Consider the following 21531-nt stretch of genomic DNA (forward strand, 5'->3'; position numbering starts at 1 on the left):
GCTGCGGTACGGCGGGGCCGAACGCGGTACGAGGTGGCGGGGCCGGGTGCGGTGTCCCGGCCCCGCCGTGCCGTCAGCGCGTACCGGGGATGCGGCTCGGTACGGGCGGCTCGACGCCGGTCAGCGGCGCCGGGGCCACGCGGGCCGGTCCGCCGGCACCGGCGGTGGCCGCGGCCAGCGCCTTGCCGCCGCCGACGACGGGCAGGCGGGCGGCGGTGCGGGCCAGGTCGAGGGTCAGGCGCGGGGTGGTGGACGGCGGGTCGATCAGCCCGGCGTCCGTACCGGCGATGATGAGCGCGAGCCGGTGCCCCGCGGGGACGACATGGTCACTGGCGGCCAGGTCGAGGGTGATCGTGTAGCGCTTGCCGGGGGTCAGCGGGCGGCCCTTGCCCGGGTCGGCCCAGTTGCCCAGGTCGGCCCAGCCGCGGCTGAAGACGGTGTGGCCGACGTCGACCGTGTCGGCCTTGGTCTCCTTGTAGCAGGCGCTGTCACCGGCGGTGCTCGCGCCCCAGCACGTGCGGTCGGCGAGGGTGGTGATGCCCTCGCCCGCGGCGCCGTAGTTGCGGATGGTGTCGGGGCCGAGGTCCACCAGGACGGCGGAGAGATGGGCGGTGGAGGTGCTGGGCGTGGCGGTGACGGTGACCTTGCCGGAGCCGGACAGCCGCAGCGGCTTGGCCAGCGGTTTGGTGGTGAATCCGGCCTTGGCGGGGGTGGACGTGTCGATCTGCGCGGCCCAGTCCTGCTCGTTCTGGCTCGGGTCGTCGGTGAAGGTCTCGGTGGCGCCCTGCGGGGCGCGCCGGGTGCCGAGTTCGCCGACGCCGGGCGCGGTCCCGTTGCGCGGCCGTACGGTGGTGGCCGACGTGCCGGCCGCGGGCCAGACGCGGTCGGTGGTCCACCGGTCGGGCGCGCGCTCGATGTCGGCCATCGGCTCCTCGTCGATGCCGTTGTCGTAGCCCATCAGGTAGTGGTCGAACCACCGGTGCAGCGTGGGCACCCAGTCCGACCGGCGGAAGTCGAAGGGATCGACGTGGCCGGTCTGGGAGAGCCAGACCTTGCGCTCCACGCCGTTGTCGGCGAGCGCGTCCCACCACTGACCGAAGTGCTTGGTGCGGACGTTGAGGTCCTGCATGCCGTGGATGGCGAAGACGCTGGCGGTGACGTTCTCCGCGTCCTTGACGTAGTCGCGCTCGGTCCACAGCGGGGTCCAGTCGCCGGTGCGCGGGGCGCCCTCGGCGAGCTTCTTCTGCATGGCCGCGCAGCGCAGGCGCGCCTCGGGACTCTCGACGCGGTCGGCGAGCCGGTCGGGGCCGGAGTCGTACAGCGGGGCGCCCTTGGCGAAGTAGTAGTCGTACCAGGAGGAGATGGCGGCGATGGGAACGATCGTCTTCAGGCCCTCGACGCCGGTGGCGGCGACTCCGTTGGCGATGGTGCCGTCCCAGCTCTTGCCGATCATTCCGGTGTCGCCGTTGGACCAGGCGGCGCTGACGCGTTTGCCGCCGGTACGGGAGTCGTAGGCGCGGCCCCGGCCGTTGAGCCAGTCGACCACGGCGCGCGCCGACTGGATGTCGGAGCGCCCGCCCACGTCCACGCAGCCGTCCGAGCGGTTGGTGCCGGCCAGGTCGACCAGCACCGTCGCATAGCCGCGCGGCACGAAGTAGTTGTCGTAGAAGAGCGGGAACTGCACCGGCCGCCCGGCGCTGTCATAGGTCTTCTTCTGGCTCTCGTTGCCCCGCCCGCAGCAGGAGTAGTACGGGCTGGCGTCCATGATCACGGGGATCCGGCGGCCCTGCTGCGCGGGCTCGCGCGGCCGCACGATGTCGACGGCGACCCGGTCGGTCCGCCCGTCCGAGTCGCCGTCGATCCGTGTGTCCACCCAGACCGATTCGCGTATCGCGCGGTCGTAGGAGTACACGGGTCTGGACTCGGCGGGCGCGGCCCGTGCGGCGGACACCGGGCCGACGAGCGAGGACAGCAGGGCGGCCACGACCGCCGTCACGAGCGCTTTCCAGGGGATGCGGGTGATCCGCGCGCTATTGGTCACGGGCGGACGGTAGCGCGGGGGAACTCCTGTGCGTAAGAGTGCGCGAGGCGACGGGAGGGGACGCGGGGGCGGCCGTGCCGGGTGGTGACGGCCGGCCTGTGACGTGCTGATGTCGGTCATGTGTCAGATACGGCCATGGACATGACGGGCGGCTTCCGAGTACATAGAGTCTGAGCATCTGAAGAGATGACGACCCGAACGGGCTCACCTCCCCTACACGCTGGAGGATTTCGTGCGTCACAGACTCATCGTTCCGGGTGCGGCCGCCCTCAGCCTGCTGCTGGCGATCCCGGCTTCCGCGGCCAGTTACACACCCGGCGCTCCGGGCGCGGGCGACACCTACTACCCCGAGAGCGGCAACGGCGGGTACGACGTCTCCCACTACGACCTGCGCCTGAAGTACCAGCCGAAGACGGACCTGCTGGAGGGCACGGCGACGCTCCTCGCCACCACCACGCAGGACCTCAGCCGCTTCAACCTGGACTTCGGCCTGAAGGTCAGCGAGATACGCGTCAACGGCAAGAAGGCGTCCTTCGCCACCTCCGGCAAGCACGAGCTGGAGGTCACCCCGGCCGCGCCGCTGCCGAAGGGCAAGCAGATCAGCGTCGTCGTGCGCTACGCGGGCAAGCCGTCCGAGCTGAAGATCGACGGTGCCTCCAACTGGCACCGCACGCCGGACGGCGGCGTGATCGCCCAGGAGCCGGACGCCGCCGTGTGGTGGTTCCCCAGCAACGACCACCCGACCGACAAGGCGACGTACGACATCTCCGTCTCGGTGCCGGACGGCAACCAGGCGCTCAGCAACGGCGTCCTGCTGTCGAAGACCTCCAAGCTCGGCTGGACGCGCTACAACTGGCGCTCGGACAAGCCGCAGGCGACGTACCTGACCACGCTCGCGGTCGGCAAGTTCGACGTCACCCAGGACACCACGGCCAACGGCCTGCCGGTGATCACCGCCGTCAGCAAGGACCTCGGCTCCTACGAGGGCTCGGCGCGCGCGAGCATCGAGCGCACCACCGAGGTCACGGAGTGGCTGGAGTCGGTCTTCGGCCCGTATCCGTTCAACTCCGTCGGCGGCTACGTCCCGAACGTCAAGGCCGGGTACGCGCTGGAGACCCAGACCCGCCCGTTCTACGGCAAGGAGGCGTTCGCCAACGGCACCAACGTCTCCGTGGTGGTGCACGAGCTGGCGCACCAGTGGTACGGCGACAGCGTGTCCGTCAAGGACTGGAAGGACATCTGGGTCAACGAGGGCTTCGCCCGCTACAGCCAGTGGCTGTGGTCGGAGAAGGAGGGTGAGGGCACCGGTCAGGAACTGGCCGACTACGTGTACGCCCAGCACCCGGCCGACGACCCGTTCTGGACGGTCAAGCCGGGCGACCCGGGCCCGGAGAACCAGTTCCACGGCGCGGTCTACGACCGGGGCGCGCTCGCCCTCCAGGCGCTCCGCAACGAGGTCGGCGACCAGGCCTTCTTCGGCCTCCTGAAGTCCTGGCCGACCGACAAGAAGTACGGCAACGCCTCGGTGCACGACTTCGTGACGTACGCCGAGCACAAGACCGGCAAGCCGCTGGCCGGGCTGTTCGACACCTGGCTGTTCCAGCCGTCCAAGCCCGCTGCCGCGGCGGCCAAGAAGGCCCTCGGCGCCCGCTCGGCCGCCCCGGCCAAGGCCGTCGCCCAGCCGAAGTCCTGGAAGTCGATCCAGGCGACGAACCACGTGCACGACCACGGACACGGCCACGGCCACTGATCCATGAGCCCGAGGGGCCCGGCGCGCCGCGCCGGGCCCCTTTCGTCCGTGCTCGGCCCCCCCTAACCGGCCTTTTCCAGCTTCCAGTAGGCGAATTCCTTGCCCAGGTTCGGGAGAATGCTGGCGAAGGCATAGAGCCAGCCCTTGCTGCCGGTGCCATACACCAGATAGTTCTCGTACGACTTGAACAGGGCGCCCTGGCCGCCGGATTCCGGCACCCACACGTGCGCGTCGCCTTCCTGGACCAGCTTCACACCATTCCCGACGGCCTGCAGATAGCTGTATCCGCCCCAGTTGCTCGACGTCATCTCGATGGTGAAGCCCGCGCCCTTGGCGTGGAAGACCACCGGATAACCCTTGTTGCCGCGGTCGTTCGCGAGCAGGCAGTAGTCCCAGTTCATATAGGGTTCCCGGCTGATGCCCCGGTCGCTGCCGTCGTTGAGCACCATGTGGTAGCGGATCTCAGGGGTGATGTCGACCGCCATTGCGGCCCCCTTTCCCTGCCGCGCCGTCTTCCGCGGCAGCGGCCCGTCCCTTCGGCTGACCGTGTTCATGCTTCCGGCCGCCGGGGAGCGCGTCCATGCCGTCCGGCCCGTACCGGGCACCGTGCGGCGGCATTTCGGCCCGCGCCCTTCCGGCCACGCCGGCACCGACCGGCTGACGGGCGGCTTCCGCATGGCCGCCGTGGCCGGAACGCCCCGGTGCAGAGCGACCGAAAATATGGCGGCGGCACATGAACTTTCCCGGCATCACCCGCACCTCACGCGTCACGGCTTGTACATTCCGGCATCACGCGGAGGCTACTCAGAAGTAAGTACGCCTGATTCACTGTGCGGCGGTCCGCCACTCCACCCCATTCGACCGGGAGATTCCATGCCGCACCGCAGCCCCCGCCGCCGTCACCGAGCCGCGACCGGCGCGACGCTGGCCGCCGTACTGGCCGCGACGACGCTCGCCGCCACGGTCCCCGCGGCGTCGGCCGCTCCGGCCCCGGCCGCCGCGCCCGCGGTGAAAGTCCTCTCGTACAACGTCTTTCTCATGAGCAAGAACCTCTACCCGAACTGGGGGCAGGACCACCGGGCCAAGGCCATACCCGCCGCGGACTTCTTCCGCGGTCAGGACGTCGTCGTGCTCCAGGAAGCCTTCGACAATTCCTCGTCCGACGCGCTCAAGTCGGCCGCCGCGGCTCAGTATCCGTATCAGACGCCGGTCGTCGGGCGTTCGAAGAACGGCTGGGACGCCACGGGCGGCGCGTATTCCGCCGCCACTCCTGAGGACGGCGGTGTCACCGTGCTCAGTAAATGGCCGGTGACCCGCAAGGAGCAGTACGTCTTCAAGGACGCGTGTGGCTCCGATCAATGGTCAAACAAGGGCTTCGCCTATGTGGTGCTGAATGTACGCGGCGCCAAGGTGCACGTGGTCGGCACGCACGCCCAGTCCACCGACCCGGGCTGCAAGGCGGGCGAAGCGGCGGCGGTACGGGCGAAGCAGTTCAGGGAAATCGGCGCTTTCCTGGACGCGAAGAGGATTCCGGCCGACGAAGAGGTGATGGTCGCCGGGGACCTGAACGTCGACTCGCGCAGCGCCGAATTCGCGTCCCTGCTCACCGACGCCGGCCTGGTGGCGGCCGACGCGCGCACGGGCCACCCGTACTCCTTCGACACCCGGGAGAATTCCGTGGCGAAATACCGCTACCCGGACGACCCGCGCGAGGACCTGGACCATATCCTGCACCGCCGCGGCCACGCCCGGCCCAGCGGCTGGCGCAACGAGGTCGTCAAGGAGCGGTCCGCGCCCTGGACCGTGTCGAGTTGGGGCACGGACTACACCTACACCAACCTCTCGGACCACTACCCCGTGGTGGGTTTCGCCGGATGACCGTCCGGGCGGCGTACCGGGCCGCCCGGTCAGCGCTTGAGGTAGGCCAGAACGGCCAGCACTCTGCGGTTGTCGTCCGCCGACGGGCTGATTTGGAGCTTGCCGAAGATGCTCGCGGTGTGTTTGGCGACCGCGCTCTCGCTGATGTGCAGGCCGACGGCGACGGCGGCGTTGGACCGGCCCTCGGCCATCAGCTCCAGCACCTCCCGCTCGCGCCGGGTCAGCTCGCCGATCATGCCGCGGGCGTCGCTGCGCGACAGCAGCTTGGAGATGACCTGGGGGTCCATCACCGTGCCGCCGGCCGCCACCCGGCGGACCGCGTCGATGAACTGCTCGGTGTTGGTGACCCGGTCCTTGAGGAGGTAGCCGATAGCGCCCTCGCCGCCGGCCAGCAGTTCGTTCGCGTAGAGCTGCTCGACGTACTGGGAGAGGACGAGGATCGGCAGGCCGGGCCGCCGTCGCCGGGCTTCGAGGGCCGCCTGGAGTCCCTCGTCGCTGAAGGTCGGCGGCAGCCGTACGTCGACCACGGCGACATCCGGTCCCGGGCCGTCCTCGTCGAGGAGCTCGCGCAGCAGGGCGGGGCCGTTGTCCACCGCGACGACCTCGCAGCCGTGCTCCTTGAGCGTCCGTATCAGCCAGTCTCTCAGTATGAAGAGGTCTTCGGCGAGGACAACGCGCACGGAATCTCCAACGTCACGGTGGTCGGCCCGCCCTGCGGACTGTGCAGGGCGAGTGTGCCGTCGAAGGTATCCAATCGCTGTCGCACACCGGTCAGCCCGGTCCCCCGTGCGGGGTCCGCGCCGCCCCGGCCGTCGTCCGTGACGGTCATCCGCAGCAGGCCGCTCCCATGGGTCAGGACGATGACGACCTCACGGGCCCCGGAGTGCTTCGCCGCGTTCGTCAGCGCCTCGCCCACCGCGAAGTACGCGGCGGACGCGACCGGTGCCGGGAGGTGGCGCGGGAGCCGGCTCTCGACGCGCACGTCGAGGAAGCAGTCGAAGGCCAGTGCCCGGACGGCGTCGCCGAGGCCCCGGTCGGCGAGGACCGGCGGGTGGATGCCGTGCACCAGGTCGCGCAGGTCCTGCAACGCCCCCTCGGACGTACGGCGGACGTCCAGCAGGAGTTCGCGCGCCCTCGCCGGGTCCGTCTCCAGCACACGCGTGGCGCGGTTCAGCGTCATCCCCAGGGCGACCAGCCGGGCCTGCGCCCCGTCGTGCAGATCTCGCTCGATGCGCCGGAGTTCGGCGGCCTGGGTGTCCAGGGCCCGGGCCCGGGTGTCGGTGAGCCGCTCGATCCGCCGGGCCAGCCGGACGCCGCGCGTTACGGAGAGCAGCGGCCGGCTCACCCGGGTGCGCAGCCGCAGCATGGCGGGGGCGGCGAGCAGTCCGGCGGCCATGAAGGCCAGGCCCAGGACCAGCGCCGCGAGCATGGCCGCAGTGCTGCGTACGGGGACGAACGCGTACCAGTTGCCGTCGTCGATGAGCCGCCACACGAACGGCTGCACCAGCGCGCCGAACGCCCCGTACCCGATCAGCGCGAGCGGGACGGCGACGAGCAGCCCGCCGGCCACCGGCTCCAGCCAGGCCCAGGCCAGGTCGCGACAGAACCCCTCGTCGGCGATGATCGCGCCCGATCTCCTGCGGGCGTTGAGGCTGCGGTCCGCGGGCAGGGGCGGCGGCGGAGCGATCCGGACGCCCGTCCACCGTTCGGCGCGGGAGCGGGCGCGGTCGGAGAGGACGCGCAGGGCCCGGGCGGCGGGCGGCAGCAGCCGGAACCCCACGCCCACCGGCATCAGCAGCAGGGCGAGGACCGCCAGGGAGCCCACCGCCGACACGGCGATGGCGTCGAGGCTCGCCAACTGGCAGCGGGCGACGGCGACAGCGGCGCGGGAGGCGAACGTACGTGGTCTAGCGAACATCGTCCATGATCGGGAAGATCCTGGCCCGCGTGTGTGCGCGCGCCGGGGCCTGTGTCCTTGCCTGTGCCTGTGCCGGTGCCGGTACCGACGCCGACCGTGCCGCCCTGCCGACGCCCCACCACGTCCACAGCCCCGCCGCGACCACGCACGACGCGCCGAACAGCGCCATGGGCAGCACCGCGCCGGACTCCTCGTCCATGAACAACAGCAGGCCCAGGTTGATCAGGGCGTGGAAGCCTCCCGCGAGCGGCAGCCTGGCGGCCCGCACCCCTTCGAGAGCCCACCCCAGTACGACCGACATGGACACGGCCATCGTGAGGAACGCCGCCGCGTACAGCGGGTGCTTGGCGAAGATCTGGATGTGCCAGGCGCCCCACACCACGCCCACCACGACCGAGGTCGTGAGCGGGCCGAAACGGGTGCGCAGCAGCGGCTGGAGGAAGCAGCGCCACCCGATCTCCTCGCCGCACGCGCCGATCAGCTGCGCCACGGCGATCAGCGCGAACGGGGCCTGCGGCGGGGTGAACCGGGGGTCCCCGGTGAGCGCCGCGTACGTACCGACGCTCAGCGCGATGACCAGGGGCGCGGTGACGAGCAGGAGCACTCCGCGGCCGCTGCGGCCCGGCCCGGTGCCGGCGAGCACTTCCCGTACCCGTGACGGCCACAGCAGCGCGGCCAGCCCCACTCCGAGTGCGGGCCCGAACTGGGTCAGCTGGATGATCTCGGCGGGTATCCCGGTCGCGGGCTGGACCGCGCCGAGCGCTCCGGCCGCGACGAAGGCGACGGTGAGGAACAAGGCCATCGTCTTGTTGTCAGCAGGTTTCCTTGGCATGGCATCGACGATGCCGTCCGGCGGGCCCGCTGCCATTGCGTCTGGATGCCGGGCCGGGGTGTATCCAGGTACACCCCCTGGGGAAGCGGCCGGCCGGGCACGGGGCGGTGTGCGCACGCGAGTTGCGGCCCGGCGGCCGTTTGCCTCCTGGACACAGTGGGTCCAGGATGCTGGCGTGACCGAGTTAACCGCTGATCAACGGGCCGCCGCCGCACGGCCCGCCCCCACACCCTCCCACCCCGCTGCCATGCTCGCCGTCCTGCTGTCCGCGTGGTTCATGGCGCAGTTCGACTTCTTCGTGGTCAATGTCGCCGCCCCCTCGCTCGAACACGACCTGCACACCGGACCCGCCGCGCTGGAGCTGATCGTCGGCGGCTACGCCTTCGCGTACGCCAGCGGCATGATCACCGGTGGCCGGCTGGGCGATCTGTTCGGCCACCGGCGCACGTTCGTCGCGGGCCTGGCCGCCTTCGCCGTCACCTCGCTGCTGTGCGGCATCGCGGTCAGCCCGGGCCAGCTGGTGGGCGCCCGGCTGCTGCAGGGCTTCGCCGGGGCGGTGATGGTGCCGCAGGTGCTCGCCACGATCACCGCCACGTTCCCGGCACACGCCCGGGGCCGGGCGATGGCCTGGTACGGCGTCGCCGGCGGCTCGGCGTCGGTCGCCGGCCAGGTGCTGGGCGGGCTGCTGCTGGACGCCGACGTACTGGGACTGGGCTGGCGGATCCTGTTCCTGGTCAACGTGCCGATCGGCGTGGCCGCCGCGGTGCTGGCGATGCGGTTCCTGCCCGCGGTGCGCCCCGCCCGCCGGGCCCGGCTGGACCTCCTCGGCGCGAGCGGCGTGGCGCTGGCGCTCGGGCTGGTCCTGGTCCCGCTCGCGATGGGCCGGACCGCCGGCTGGCCGGTCTGGACGTGGCTGTGCCTGGCCGCCGCCGTGCCGGTGGGCGCGGCGACCGTGTACTGGCAGCGGACGCTGACCGCACGCGGCGGCGACCCGGTCGTCGACCTGACCCTGTTCCGCGAGGGGTCCTACCTGGCCGGCGTGGTGGCCCAGGCCGCTTTCATGGCGTACTGGGCGAGCCTGATGTTCACCCTGACGCTGCTGCTCCAGGGCGGTTTCGGGCTGGGGCCCTTCGAGGCGGGGCTCGCCTTCGCGCCGACCGGCGTCTGCTTCGCGGGCAGCTCGCTGCTCAGCCGTCCGCTGGTGCAGCGCTACGGCCTGCGCATCCTGCAACTGGGCAGCGTCGTCACGGTGACCGGCCTGGCGGCGCTCACCCTCGTCCTCGCCCTCCGGCCGGACCACGGGGCGCTGCCCTGGGTGATCCTCACCATGGCGGTGGCCGGGGTGGGCAACGGGCTCACGTTCCCGCAGCTGATCGGCGCCTCCCTGGTACGGGTACCGGCGCGGCGGGCGGGCACCGGCGCCGGGGTGCTCACCACCGCCCAGCAGTTCGGCGGCGCCGCCGGTGTGGCGGTCATCGGCGCGGCGTTCTTCGCCCTGGCCGGTCCCTCGCCGGACACCGCCGACCACGCCCGCGCCGCCATGTGGACCACCCTGGTCTCGGTCGCCCTGACCTGCGTGGTCACCGTGCTGACCATCGTCCTCCGGCGCGCGGCCGACCGCGCCGCGCGGGCGGAGAAGGCGGCGGGCGGCTGAGCCTCGCGTACGTACGGCGAAGGGCGGCCGCGTGAGGTCCACGCGGCCGCCCTTTCCCGTGGGCACGGTTCGGTGATCAGCCCTTGTCGAGGGTGCCCCGGCCCGCGGCCTGCTCGCGCTCGGCCGCGATCCGGCTGACCCGGCCGCGGACCGCGAACCAGCCGACGACCAGCGCCGCGCCGATGACCGGCACCAGCATCACGGTCTGCCGCCCCACGCCCTCGCTGTCGAAGGCCATCAGCACGATGACGCCGACCAGGAAGACGATGGTCGCGATGTCGGTGACGGGCGTGCCCGGCAGCTGGAAGCGGGGGCGCTGCACCAGGCCCGCGCGGGAGCGGCGGACGAAGACCATGTGACAGATCATGATCGTGCACCAGGTGCTGATGATGCCGAGCGCCGCGATGTTCAGCACGATCTCGAACGCCTTGCCCGGCACCAGGTAGTTCAGCCCGACGCCCAGCACGCACACCGCGGAGGTGAGCATGATGCCGCCGTACGGCACCTGGTTGCGGTTCATCAGGCCGGCGAACTTCGGCGCCGAGCCGGCCATCGACATCGAGCGCAGGATGCGGCCGGTCGAGTACAGGCCCGAGTTGAGGCTGGACATGGCGGCGGTGAGCACCACGAGGTTCATCACGTCGCCCGCGGCCGGCACGCCGACGTTGGACAGCACCGTCACGAAGGGGCTCTCGGAGCCGGTGTACTTGTTCCACGGCAGCAGCAGCGCGAGCAGGATGACCGAGCCGACGTAGAAGACGCCGACCCGCCACATGATCGAGTTCACGGCCTTGGGGACGACCTTCTCCGGCTCGCTGGTCTCACCGGCGGTGACACCGACCAGCTCGACGGCGGAGTAGGCGAAGACCACGCCCTGCAGCACGATCACCACGGGCAGCAGGCCGGTCGGGAAGAAGCCGCCGTGGTCGGTGATCAGGCTCAGGCCCGGGGTGCTGCCGCCGACCGGGTGCTGGGTGGCCAGCAGGAAGATCCCGATGAACATGAAGACGACCAGCGCCGCGACCTTGATGATCGCGAACCAGAACTCCATCTCGCCGAAGATCTTCACCGAGATGAGGTTGATGGACAGCACCACGGCCAGCGCGATCAGCGCCATCACCCACTGCGGGACGGCGGTGAACAGGCTCCAGTAGTGGGTGTAGAGCGCGATGGCGGTGATGTCGGCGATACCGGTCGTGGACCAGTTGACGACGTACATCCAGCCCGCGACGTAGGCGCCCTTCTCCCCCAGGAACTCGCGGGCGTACGAGACGAACGAGCCCGACGACGGGCGGTGCAGCACCAGTTCGCCCAGGGCCCGTACGACGAAGAACGCGAACAGGCCGCAGACCGCGTACGCGACGGCCAGCGCGGGGCCGGCGGAGGCGAGCCGGCCGCCGGCGCCCAGGAACAGGCCGGTGCCGATCGCCCCACCGATCGCGATCATGTTGATGTGCCGGCCCTTGAGGCCCTTGCTGTATCCGGCGTCGCCCGCGTCCTGCGCGGCCTCGGCCTTCCCCCCGTCCGGTGGCCTGTGGGCGTTCTCCTGGACGGTTTCCGTGCTCACAGCTGGTTCATCTCGCTTTCGGGCAGGCGATGGAGCCGACGGCTGTCCCACGGGTCACGCGGAGTCCAACCGACGGCACACCTTCCCCCAAGGCCGCCCCCTCGTCTGTGTGCTGGATCACAGCGTGTATAAGACACCGATAATTCACCCAGGTATGCCCGGAATGCCGCACGGAAGCCCTCTGCACGAGCCCAGCAATTCGCCACCCTCCGGTCATCACTCCTCACTCAAGGGAGTGGCTCGGGGGAAGCGATCCGGTCGGGCGTGGCTGGAAAGTGCCGTCGGAGGCCGTACGTACGGGTCCGACGGCAGCGGCGAGCACCCGTTCCGTGTGCCGAGTTGCACCGCGCTCCGGCGATCTCGTCCGCGACGGCCGGTGATCACTCGACGGCCTCGGCCCGCCCCCGTCCTCCGTCGCGCACCGTCACCACAACCGCGCCTCCGGCGCCCCGTCCTTTCCCGGAGGTTTCACAGGGCTGGTGAGACAGCAATACTGTTGAACACGGACCGCGCCACGACAACGCGGTGGACCGAGGGGCGCGGAGACGCGCGGACGCAGCGAGGGAAGTGAGGCGCGGCCATGGCCACCGGGACCGGGGAAGAACCGACGCTGACCGTCGACGAGTTGGCCGCCCGCGCCGGGGTGACCGTGCGGACCGTGCGCTTCTACAGCACCCGCGGGCTGCTGCCCCCGCCCGCGATCGGCCCCCGCCGGGTCGGCCGGTACGGTGCCGCCCACCTGTCCCGGCTCGCGCTGATCGAAGAACTCCAGCACCACGGCATGACGCTGGCCGCCATCGAGCGCTACCTCGCCCGGCTGCCCGACGACCTCAGCGAACACGACCTGGCCATCCACCGCGCGCTGGTCGCCTCCTGGTCGCCGGACTCGGCCGAGGAGGCCACCCGGGCCCAGCTGGAGCGCCGCGCGGGCCGGGCGCTGAGCGAGGACGACATCGACCGGCTGGCGGCGATGGACGTCCTGGAGCGCACCGGGGAGCCCGACGCGTTCCGGGTCGACCCGGCCGTCCTCCACCTCGGCATCCGGCTGCTGGACGTCCCCGTATCGCTGGAGACGCTGCTCGCCGCCCGCGCCGTCGTCCAGGACCACACCCGCGCGGCGGCGCGCGAGCTGACCCGGCTCTTCCACGACGAGGTGTGGGGCCCCTACCGCGAGCGCGAGTCGGACCCGGAGCAGGTGGAGACGATGAAGTCGCTCTCCGCGCATATGCAGCCGATGGTGGTACAGGCGCTGGTGACGGCCTTCCAGCGGTCGATGCGCGAGGAGTTGCGGGCGACGTACGCCGAGGAGTGAGCCCGCGCACGGCGGGCATAGCGTGGATACCGGCCCGGCGCGCGGCCGGCCGGGCGGCACAGCCCTACGAGCGAGACGAGGCCGCGGGTGGAGGGGCGCACCGTTTCCCGGGCCGAGGCGGCGGACCTCCTCGGCCGGCAGGAAGACCACTTCTGGGAGTTCAAGAGCGCCCGCAGCGGCGGGGCGGTCGTGCAGGTCATCGCCGCCGCCCTGGCCAACGCCGAGGGCGGTGAGTTCATGGTGGGCATCGAGGACCCGCGCACCGGGCAGGGGCTCGCGCGGTGGCGCGGCTTCGCCTCGCTGGAGGACGCCAACTTCGTCCAGCAGGCCATGGTCGACCAGGTGGAGCCGCCGGTGCCGTACGACATCGAGTTCCTGCGCGTCGCGGGCCGCCCGGAGCTGGGCTGGGCCTGCCTGGTCACCGTGCACAAGAGTCCGGACGTGCACCGGACGGCGCGCGGCGAGGTGCCGCAGCGGCGCGGCGCCCAGTCGCGGCGGTTGAAGGGCACCCAGATCACCGATCTGTCGCTGTCCAAGGGCGCCCGCTCCTACGAGGACCAGCCGCTCGGCGACTACGGGCTGGAGGAACTGCGCGACGAGGAGGAGCTGCATGTCTTCCTCGGCCGGTACAGCCCGCGCACCTCCGCCGAACGGTTCCTGCGCCGGCAGCGCCTGGTGGACCGCGACGGCTGTCTGGCGACGGTCGCCGGCGCCGTCCTGTTCGCCGCCGAACCGCCCGCCGTCGTACCGAAGAAGTGCTCGGTGAAGATCGCCCGGTACGAGACCGCCGAGCAGCTGCCGGACCGCCGGCATCTGAAGGCGCCGCCGACGACGGTCGACGGACCGGTGCGGCCGCTGATCGAGCGGACGCTGGCGGCGGTGACCCGGATCATCCAGTCGGTGCCGGTGCTCGGTCCGGACGGCTCGCTGTCGCCGATGGCCTATCCGCCGGAGGCGCTGAAGGAGATCATCGTCAACGCGGTGATCCACCGGGACTACAACCTCTCCGACGACATCCTGATCTCGGTCTTCGACAACCGGGTGGAGGTGCGCAGTCCGGGGCGGCTGCCCGGCCATATGACGCCGGACAACCTGCTCACGGACCGCTTCGCGCGCAACCCCACGATCGTGCGGCTGCTGAACAAGTACCCGGACGCCCCCAACAAGGACATCGGGGAAGGGCTGGACACGGTGCTGAGCACGATGAAGGCGGCCAGGCTCAAGGAGCCGCGGTTCTTCGTCGAGGCGAACGCGTTCGTGGTGGTGCTGGAGCACACCCCGCTCGCCCGGCCCGAGGAACTGGTGCTCCGCTACCTGCGGTCGAACCCGGAGATCCCGAACCGGATCGCGCGCCGGATCACCGGCATCGCCTCCGAGGCCCGCATGAAGCGGGTCTTCCACCGGCTGCGGGACGCCGGGCAGATCGAGCCGGTGCCGGGGCGGACGGGGTCGCGTGCGGCGTGGCGGCTCCGGCGGGACTGACCGGCGGCGTGCGGCGGTGCGGACCGGCCGGGACCGGCCCGCACCTCCTGTGCGTCACGCGTCGCTGAACTTCTCCCCCTTCTCCGCCTTCTCCACCAGCAGCGCGGGCGGCGCGAACCGGTCGCCGTACGCCGCCTGGAGCTCGCGGGCGCGGGCCACGAAGCCGGGGAGGCCGCCCTCGTAACCGTTGATGTACTGCAGGACGCCGCCGGTCCAGCCGGGGAAGCCGATGCCCAGGATGGAGCCGATGTTGGCGTCGGCGACCGAGGTGAGCACGCCTTCCTCGAAGCACCGGACGGTGTCCAGCGCCTCGGCGAACAGCATCCGCTCCTGCATGTCGCGGAACGGGATGGCGGTGCCCTCCCGGGTGAAGTGCTCGCGCAGGCCCGGCCACAGGCCCGTCCGGGCGCCGCCCTCGCCGTACTCGTAGAAGCCGGCGCCGCCGCTGCGGCCCGGCCGCCCGAACTCGTCCACCATGCGGTCGATGACGGTGTCCGCCGGGTGTTCCTGCCAGGTGCCGCCGGCCGCCTCGACCGCCCGCCGGGTCTCGTCGCGGATCTTGCGCGGGAGGGTGAGGGTCAGCTCGTCCATCAGGGAGAGCACCTTGGCCGGGTAGCCCGCCTGGGCCGCGGCCTGTTCGACGGAGGCCGGCTCGATGCCCTCGCCGACCATCGCCACGCCCTCGTTGATGAAGTGGCCGATGACGCGCGAGGTGAAGAAGCCGCGCGAGTCGTTGACGACGATGGGCGTCTTGCGGATCTGGCGCACCAGGTCGAAGGCGCGGGCCAGCGCCTCGTCGCCGGTCCGCTCCCCCTTGATGATCTCGACCAGCGGCATCTTGTCGACGGGCGAGAAGAAGTGCAGTCCGATGAAGTCGGTGTCCCGCTCGACGCCCTGCGCGAGGGTGGTGATGGGCAGGGTGGAGGTGTTGGAGCACAGCAGCGCGTCGGGGGCGACGAGGTGCTGGATCTCCTGGAACACCTTGTGCTTGAGGGCGGTGTCCTCGAAGACCGCCTCGATGACGGCGTCGCAGCCGGCCAGGTCCCGCGCCTCGGCGGTGGGCCTGATGCGGGCGAGGAGTTCGTCCCGCTTCGCCTCGGTCGTCCGGCCGCGGCTCAGCGCCTTGGCGAGCAGGCGCTCCGCGTACGCCTTGCCCTTCTCGGCAGCCTCCGGGGTGACGTCCTTGAGGACCACCTCGATCCCGGCCTTGGCGCAGGCGTACGCGATGCCGGCGCCCATCATGCCCGCGCCGAGCACGGCGACCTTCTCGACCGTGCGCGGCGTGACGTCCTTGGGGCGGCTGGCGCCGGAGTTGACGGCCTGGAGGTCGAAGAAGAACGCCTGGATCATGTTCTTCGAGGTCTGGCCGGTGACCAGCTCGGTGAAGTAGCGCGCCTCGATGGCCTGCGCGGTCTCGAAGTCGACCTGGGAGCCCTCGACGGCCGCCGCGAGGATGTTGCGCGGGGCCGGGTAGGGGGCGCCGTTCAGCTGCTTCTTGAGGTTGGCCGGGAAGGCGGGGAGGTTGGCGGCGAACTTCGGGTGCGCCGGGGTGCCGCCGGGGATCTTGTAGCCCTTGACGTCCCAGGGCTGCTGGGACTCGGGGTGCGCGTCGATGAACGCGCGCGCCTTCTCGATCAGCTCCTCGGGCGTGGCCGCCACGTCGTGGATCAGGCCGCTGTCCCGGGCCCGTACGGCGTTGTACTGGGTGCCCTGGAGCAGCACCTTCAGCAGCGCGTCGGCGATGCCGAGCAGCCGGACCGTACGGACCACACCGCCGGCCGCCGGGAGCAGGCCGAGCGTGACCTCGGGCAGGCCGATCTTGGTGGCGGAGGTGTCCAGGGCGACGCGGTGGTGGCAGGCGAGCGCGATCTCGTAACCGCCGCCGAGGGCCGCGCCGTTGATGGCGGCGACGACCGGCTTGCCGAGGGTCTCGATGCGGCGCAGGTCGCGCTTGATGCCCTGACCGCTTTCGAACGCGCGCTGGGCGTGCTCGGGGGTGACGGCGATCAGGTCGCGCAGATCGCCGCCGGCGAAGAAGGTCTTCTTGGCGGAGGTGACGATGATGCCGCGTACGGAGTCCCGCTCGGCCTCCAGGCGGTCGGCGACGGCCGTCAGGGAGGTCTTGAAGGCGTCGTTCATCGTGTTGGCCGACTGGTTCGGGTCGTCCAGGACGAGGGTGACGACGCCGGTTTCGTCCTGTTCCCAGCGGATGGTGGTGGACTCGGTCATGGTGGGTGCTCCGGGGTGGGATCGGACGGGGGTCAGACGCGCTCGATGACGGTGGCGATGCCCATGCCGCCGCCGACGCAGAGGGTGGCCAGGCCGTACCGCTTGTCCTGGCGCTCCAGTTCGTCGACGAGGGTGCCCAGGATCATCGCGCCGGTGGCGCCGAGGGGGTGGCCCATGGCGATGGCGCCGCCGTTGACGTTGACCTTGTCCAGGCTCAGGCCCATGTCCGCCACGAAGCGCAGCACGACCGCGGCGAACGCCTCGTTGATCTCCACGAGGTCGATGTCGTCGATGGTCAGTCCGGCCTTGGCCAGCGCCTTGCGGGTGGCGGGGGCCGGGCCGGTCAGCATGATCGTGGGCTCGGAGCCGGAGACCGCGGCGGAGATGATGCGGGCGCGCGGGGTCAGGCCGTAGCGCTCGCCGACCTCGCGGGAGCCGATGGCGACCAGCGCCGCGCCGTCCACGATGCCGGAGGCGTTGCCCGCGTGGTGGACGTGGTCGATCTTCTCGATCCAGTGGTACTTCTGCAGGGCCACCGCGTCGAAGCCGCCCATGTCGCCGATGGTGGCGAAGGACGGCTTGAGGCCGGCCAGCGAGTCGGCGGTGGTGCCGGGCCGCAGGTGCTCGTCGTGGTCGAGGACGACCAGGCCGTTGCGGTCGGTGACGGGCACGACGGAGCGCGCGAAGCGGCCGTCCTTCCAGGCCGCGGCGGCGCGCTCCTGGGACAGCGCGGCGTATTCGTCCACGTCGCGGCGGGAGTAGCCCTCAATGGTGGCGATGAGGTCGGCGCCGATGCCCTGCGGGACGAAGCCGGTGTCGAAGTTGGTCATCGGGTCGGCGAACCAGGCGCCGCCGTCGGAGGCCATCGGAACCCGCGACATCGACTCGACGCCGCCCGCGAGCACCAGGTCCTCCCAGCCGGAGCGGACCTTGGCGGCGGCCATGTTGACCGCTTCGAGGCCGGAGGCACAGAAGCGGTTCTCCTGGACGCCCGCGACGGTGTCCGGCAGCCCGGCGGCGATCGCCGCGATCCGGGCGATGTCCGAGCCCTGGTCGCCGACCGGACCGACGACGCCGAGCACGATGTCGTCGATGGCCGCCGGGTCGAGGCCGGGGAAGCGGGCGCGGATCTCGTGGATGAGGCCGACGACGAGGTCGATCGGTTTGGTGCCGTGCAGCGCGCCATTGGCCTTGCCGCGCCCGCGCGGGGTGCGGATCGCGTCGTATACGTACGCTTCGGAAGTCACGGTGAGCAGCCTTTCGAGCTGTGGGTCGGGGCGGCGGGGGTACGCGGGGGCGCCGGTCCTGGCGGCCGGTCAGCCGAGGAGGGAACGGCCGATGATCTCCTTCATGATCTCGGTGGTGCCTCCGTAGATGGTCTGGATACGGCCGTCGGTGAAGGCCCTGGCGACCGGATACTCGCTCATGTAGCCATAGCCGCCGTGCAGTTGCAGACAGCGGTCGGCGACGCGTTTTTGCAGCTCGGTGGCCCACCACTTGGCCATCGAGGCGTGCACGGCGGCGAGCTGCCCCGCGCAGTGGTCCACGATGCAGCGGTCCAGGAACTCGCGGGTGACGGCGCACTCGGTCGCCATCTCGGCTATCTCGAAGCGGATGTGCTGGAGCTTGGCGAGCGGCCGGCCGAACGCCTCGCGCTCCTTCACATACCGCGTGGTGATCTCCAGCAGATGTTCGGCGGCGGCGATCCCGGCGACCGCGATGCCCATCCGCTCCTGCGCGAGATTGGTCATCAGATGGACGAACGCGCCGTTCAGCTCGCCGAGCAGGTTCTCCTTGGGCACCCGGACGTCGGTGAAGAACAGCTCGGCGGTGTCCTGGGCCTTCTGGCCGATCTTGTCCAGGTTGCGGCCGCGTTCGAACCCCGGCATGTCCCGCTCCACGACCAGCAGGCTCAGGCCGTGCGCGCCGCCTTCGGGTGTGGTCTTGGCGACGACGATGACCAGGTCGGCCAGGATGCCGTTGGAGATGAACGTCTTGGCGCCGTTCAGCAGCCAGTGGTCGCCGCGGTCCTCGGCGGTGGTGCGGATGGCCTGGAGGTCGGAGCCCGCGCCCGGCTCCGTCATGGCGATGGCGGTGATGGTCTCGCCGCTGCAGAAGCCGGGCAGCCAGCGGCGCTTCTGCTCGTCGGTGGCGAGCTGGGTCAGATACGGGCCGACGATGTCGTTGTGCAGGCCGACGGCGAGTCCGGCGGCGCCGGCCCGGGTGAACTCCTCGGCCAGTACGGCGGCGTAGCGGAAGTCGGTGTTGCCGCCGCCTCCGTACTCCTCGGGAACGGCCAGGCCCAGCAGGCCCTGTTTGCCCGCCGCGCGCCAGGCGTCGCGGCTGACGATGCCGTCCTTCTCCCACTGGTCGTAGTGCGGCTTCACCTCCCGGTCGAGGAAGGTCCGTACGGTGCGGCGGAAGGCGTCGTGGTCCTCGGTGAAGATCTGGCGCTTCAACTGCGCGGTCATCGCTGCGGGCCTCCTCGGGGGCGGGCGGCGGGTCGGCGGGCGGCGGCCATCAGCCGGCCCCGCCCTCGGGCCGGGCGCGGCCGTCCCCGGCCCGGGTGCCATCGGGCCAGGCCGTGCGGCGGCCGGTGCCGGTCGCCGGCTCCCGGCGGTCGGTGAGGGCCGGGACGCCCCAGTCGCGGGCCACCTCGACGGTGTCGGCGCCGGGCCGGGCCGGCGGGCGGCGGATGGCGCCGGGGGTGGCGGAGAAGCGCGGGGCCGGTGCGGGCTGGGTGATGCCGCCGTGGCCGGTGAAGGTGCCGCGGGCGGCGAGATGCGGATGTCCGGGTGCCTCGCGCAGCGACAGTACGGGCGCGACGCAGGCGTCGGACGCCTCGAAGACGGCGGTCCACTCCTGGCGGGTACGGGTCTTGAAGCGGGCGGCGATGGCGGCCCGCAGCTCCTCCCAGGCGCCGATGTCGTCGCGCGCGGGCACATCGTCCTCGATGCCGAGCAGCCGGACGAACTCGGCGTAGAAGCGCGGCTCCAGCGCGCCGACGGCCATATGGCGGCCGTCGGCGGTTTCGTAGGTGCCGTAGAACGGCGCGCCGCCGTCCAGGAGGTTGGCGCCGCGCCGGTCCTGCCAGCCACCGGCGGCCAGCATGCCGTGGATCATCGAGGTGAGGTGGGCCGTGCCGTCGACGATGGCCGCGTCCACGACCTGGCCGCGGCCGTCTTCGGTCTGGGCGTGCCGGAGCGCGGCCAGGACGCCGACGACGAGGTACAGGGAGCCGCCCGCGTAGTCGCCGAGGAGGTTGGCGGGGGCGGCGGGCGGGCCGTCGGGCGGGCCGGTCATGCCGAGGGCGCCGGTGACGGCGATGTAGCCGATGTCGTGTCCGGCGGTCGCGGCCAGCGGGCCCTGCTGGCCCCAGCCGGTCATCCGGCCGTACACCAGGCGCGGGTTGCGCTCCAGGCAGGCGTCCGGGCCGATGCCGAGCCGTTCGGCGACGCCGGGGCGGTACCCCTCGATCAGCACGTCGGCGCGCTCGGCGAGGTCGAGGACCTGGCCAGGCCCTTCGGCGGACTTCAGGTCCACGAGCACCGAGCGTTTATTGCGGTTGGTGATGTCGTACGCCGGGTCGATGCCGAGTCCGGACCCGCCGGGGCGGTCCACGCGCACCACGTCGGCGCCGAGGTCGGCCAGCAGCATCGCGGCGAACGGGCCGGGACCGATACCGGCCAGCTCCACCACGCGCACCCCGCTCAGCGGGCCGTTCCCTGTGCCTGCCATCGGGCCCCCTGAGCTCCGCAGGACTGTGCCATTACCGAGACTGTGACACTACTGATGTAACACTCGCGATGTTAAGAACGTGTTCCACTTTCCACAAGACCCCGAGGACAACCGGCGGGCACCGGAAAAGCCGTGGCGGCGGTGGTCAACTCCCACCGCCGCCACGGGCCTTCGCGCGTCACCTCACCAGCGGCGCGCTCCCCCGGAGAAACCGGCGATGGAGCCGCGCCCGGATATGGACCGCCGCACCGACGCACCCACCGCACCCACCACCTCGCGCTCCCGACCGGCCGTCCGCCGGTCACCGTGAAAACCACGCTAGCGGCGACCACTGACAACGGCCCGTCCGCCGATCATGGATGGACAATGGACGGATGCCTCATACGCACCTTGCATCACCGTTGTTCGACATCAGCCACGGTCAGGGCCTCCGCCAGTTCGCCGAACTGGCCCTGGCCCTCCTCCTGTCCTCCCTCATCGGGCTGGAGCGGCAGGTACAGCAGAAGAGCGCGGGGCTGCGCACCCACACCCTCGTCGGCGTGGGCAGCGCGCTGTTCATGGAGGTCTCGGTCCACGGCTTCTACGCGCTGCTGGGCACGGACGGCGTCGCGCTGGACCCGTCCCGGGTGGCCGCGCAGATCGTCTCCGGCATCGGCTTCATCGGCGGCGGCCTGATCTTCGTGAAGAAGGACGCGGTACGGGGCCTGACGACCGCCGCGACGATCTGGCTGACCTGCGCCATCGGCATGGCGTGCGGTGGCGGCCTGCCCCTGCTGGCCGTCGGCGCGACGCTGGTCCACTTCCTCGTCGTACGCGGCTTCCCGAAGCTGTTCTCGGGCCGCCGGCGTGCGCCGTATGTCGAGCGCTTCGAGCTGCGCCTGAGCTACCGCGCCCAGCACGGCCTGCTGGGCCGGATGCTGGAGATGTGCACCAGCAGCGGTTTCCAGGTGACCGACGTCCAGGTGGAGACGGGTACGGACGACCAGGTGCCGGCCGAGGTGCTGCTGCGCCTGGAGGGCCGGGGCTCGGCGCACCCGCTCGTGGAGCGGCTGACGGAACTGGACGGGGTGCGCGGGGTGTCCATGGGACAGGAATCGGACCGTACGGAGTGACAGGGGCGGAGAGGGAAC

The 21531-nt window shown here is 71.5% G+C and carries 16 protein-coding genes; 6 read left to right on the forward strand and 10 right to left on the reverse strand.

Translation table 11 applies throughout. From position 1 onward, the window contains the following. Positions 1-73: 73 nt before the first annotated feature. Positions 74-2161 (reverse strand): Xaa-Pro dipeptidyl-peptidase, encoded by a 2088-nt coding sequence (locus CP984_RS05850; RefSeq protein WP_078587125.1) that lies wholly within the window; start codon positions 2159-2161, stop codon positions 74-76. 112 nt (positions 2162-2273) lie between these two features. On the opposite strand from CP984_RS05850, the gene CP984_RS05855 reads away from it, so the two are divergent. Then, complete coding sequence (locus CP984_RS05855) at positions 2274-3791, forward strand: M1 family metallopeptidase (protein ID WP_003985500.1); 1518 nt, start codon at positions 2274-2276, stop codon at positions 3789-3791. Positions 3792-3853: 62 nt separating this feature from the next. Here CP984_RS05855 and CP984_RS05860 read toward each other — a convergent pair whose 3' ends face one another. After that, positions 3854-4276, reverse strand: a complete 423-nt coding sequence (locus CP984_RS05860; RefSeq protein ID WP_003985498.1) for a hypothetical protein — start codon at positions 4274-4276, stop codon at positions 3854-3856. Positions 4277-4664: 388 nt separating this feature from the next. Here CP984_RS05860 and sph point away from each other — a divergent pair, with 388 nt between their 5' ends. Beyond that, positions 4665-5669 (forward strand): sphingomyelin phosphodiesterase, encoded by a 1005-nt coding sequence (gene sph, locus CP984_RS05865; protein WP_003985497.1) that lies wholly within the window; start codon positions 4665-4667, stop codon positions 5667-5669. A gap of 29 nt (positions 5670-5698) precedes the next feature. Here sph and CP984_RS05870 read toward each other — a convergent pair whose 3' ends face one another. The 3 genes from CP984_RS05870 to CP984_RS05880 are packed head-to-tail and all read right to left on the reverse strand — an operon-like array spanning position 5699 to position 8419. After that, positions 5699-6349 carry a response regulator transcription factor gene (locus tag CP984_RS05870; protein WP_003985496.1) on the reverse strand — a complete coding sequence of 217 codons (651 nt, stop codon included), beginning with the start codon at positions 6347-6349 and terminating at the stop codon, positions 5699-5701. Next, on the reverse strand, positions 6313-7587 hold the full coding sequence (locus tag CP984_RS05875; protein WP_043976774.1) for a sensor histidine kinase: 1275 nt from the start codon (positions 7585-7587) through the stop codon (positions 6313-6315). Before CP984_RS05875 ends, CP984_RS05870 begins: the two co-directional genes overlap by 37 nt. Beyond that, complete coding sequence (locus CP984_RS05880; RefSeq protein WP_226048620.1) at positions 7577-8419, reverse strand: CPBP family intramembrane glutamic endopeptidase; 843 nt, start codon at positions 8417-8419, stop codon at positions 7577-7579. Before CP984_RS05880 ends, CP984_RS05875 begins: the two co-directional genes overlap by 11 nt. Before the next feature lie 175 nt (positions 8420-8594). Here CP984_RS05880 and CP984_RS05885 point away from each other — a divergent pair, with 175 nt between their 5' ends. After that, a complete protein-coding gene (locus CP984_RS05885; protein WP_226048621.1) occupies positions 8595-10073 on the forward strand; it encodes an MFS transporter in 1479 nt (492 codons plus the stop codon). A gap of 76 nt (positions 10074-10149) precedes the next feature. Here CP984_RS05885 and CP984_RS05890 read toward each other — a convergent pair whose 3' ends face one another. Beyond that, a complete protein-coding gene (locus tag CP984_RS05890) occupies positions 10150-11640 on the reverse strand; it encodes an amino acid permease (RefSeq protein ID WP_003985492.1) in 1491 nt (496 codons plus the stop codon). Between the two features lie 580 nt (positions 11641-12220). Between CP984_RS05890 and CP984_RS05895 the strand changes: the two genes are divergently transcribed. Then, complete coding sequence (locus tag CP984_RS05895; protein WP_003985491.1) at positions 12221-12952, forward strand: MerR family transcriptional regulator; 732 nt, start codon at positions 12221-12223, stop codon at positions 12950-12952. A gap of 87 nt (positions 12953-13039) precedes the next feature. Then, on the forward strand, positions 13040-14434 hold the full coding sequence (locus CP984_RS05900; protein WP_003985490.1) for an ATP-binding protein: 1395 nt from the start codon (positions 13040-13042) through the stop codon (positions 14432-14434). Between the two features lie 54 nt (positions 14435-14488). Here CP984_RS05900 and CP984_RS05905 read toward each other — a convergent pair whose 3' ends face one another. From CP984_RS05905 to CP984_RS05920, 4 genes are all read right to left on the reverse strand, one after another. After that, positions 14489-16663, reverse strand: coding sequence for a 3-hydroxyacyl-CoA dehydrogenase NAD-binding domain-containing protein (locus CP984_RS05905; protein ID WP_003985489.1), 2175 nt, complete (start codon positions 16661-16663; stop codon positions 14489-14491). Positions 16664-16695: 32 nt separating this feature from the next. Then, entirely contained in the window at positions 16696-17910 is a 1215-nt protein-coding gene (locus CP984_RS05910; protein ID WP_003985488.1) for an acetyl-CoA C-acetyltransferase, read from the reverse strand. Between the two features lie 69 nt (positions 17911-17979). Beyond that, the gene (locus CP984_RS05915) at positions 17980-19122 is read right to left on the reverse strand and encodes an acyl-CoA dehydrogenase family protein (RefSeq protein WP_003985487.1); all 1143 of its coding nucleotides are present in this window, start codon (positions 19120-19122) and stop codon (positions 17980-17982) included. A 61-nt stretch (positions 19123-19183) separates the two neighbouring features. After that, entirely contained in the window at positions 19184-20401 is a 1218-nt protein-coding gene (locus tag CP984_RS05920; protein WP_078587126.1) for a CaiB/BaiF CoA transferase family protein, read from the reverse strand. Between the two features lie 374 nt (positions 20402-20775). Between CP984_RS05920 and CP984_RS05925 the strand changes: the two genes are divergently transcribed. Continuing rightward, a complete protein-coding gene (locus tag CP984_RS05925; RefSeq protein ID WP_030183827.1) occupies positions 20776-21513 on the forward strand; it encodes an MgtC/SapB family protein in 738 nt (245 codons plus the stop codon). The last annotated feature ends 18 nt before the right edge of the window (positions 21514-21531 follow it).

Origin of the sequence: Streptomyces rimosus (genome assembly GCF_008704655.1) — a bacterium.
GTDB lineage: Bacteria > Actinomycetota > Actinomycetes > Streptomycetales > Streptomycetaceae > Streptomyces > Streptomyces rimosus.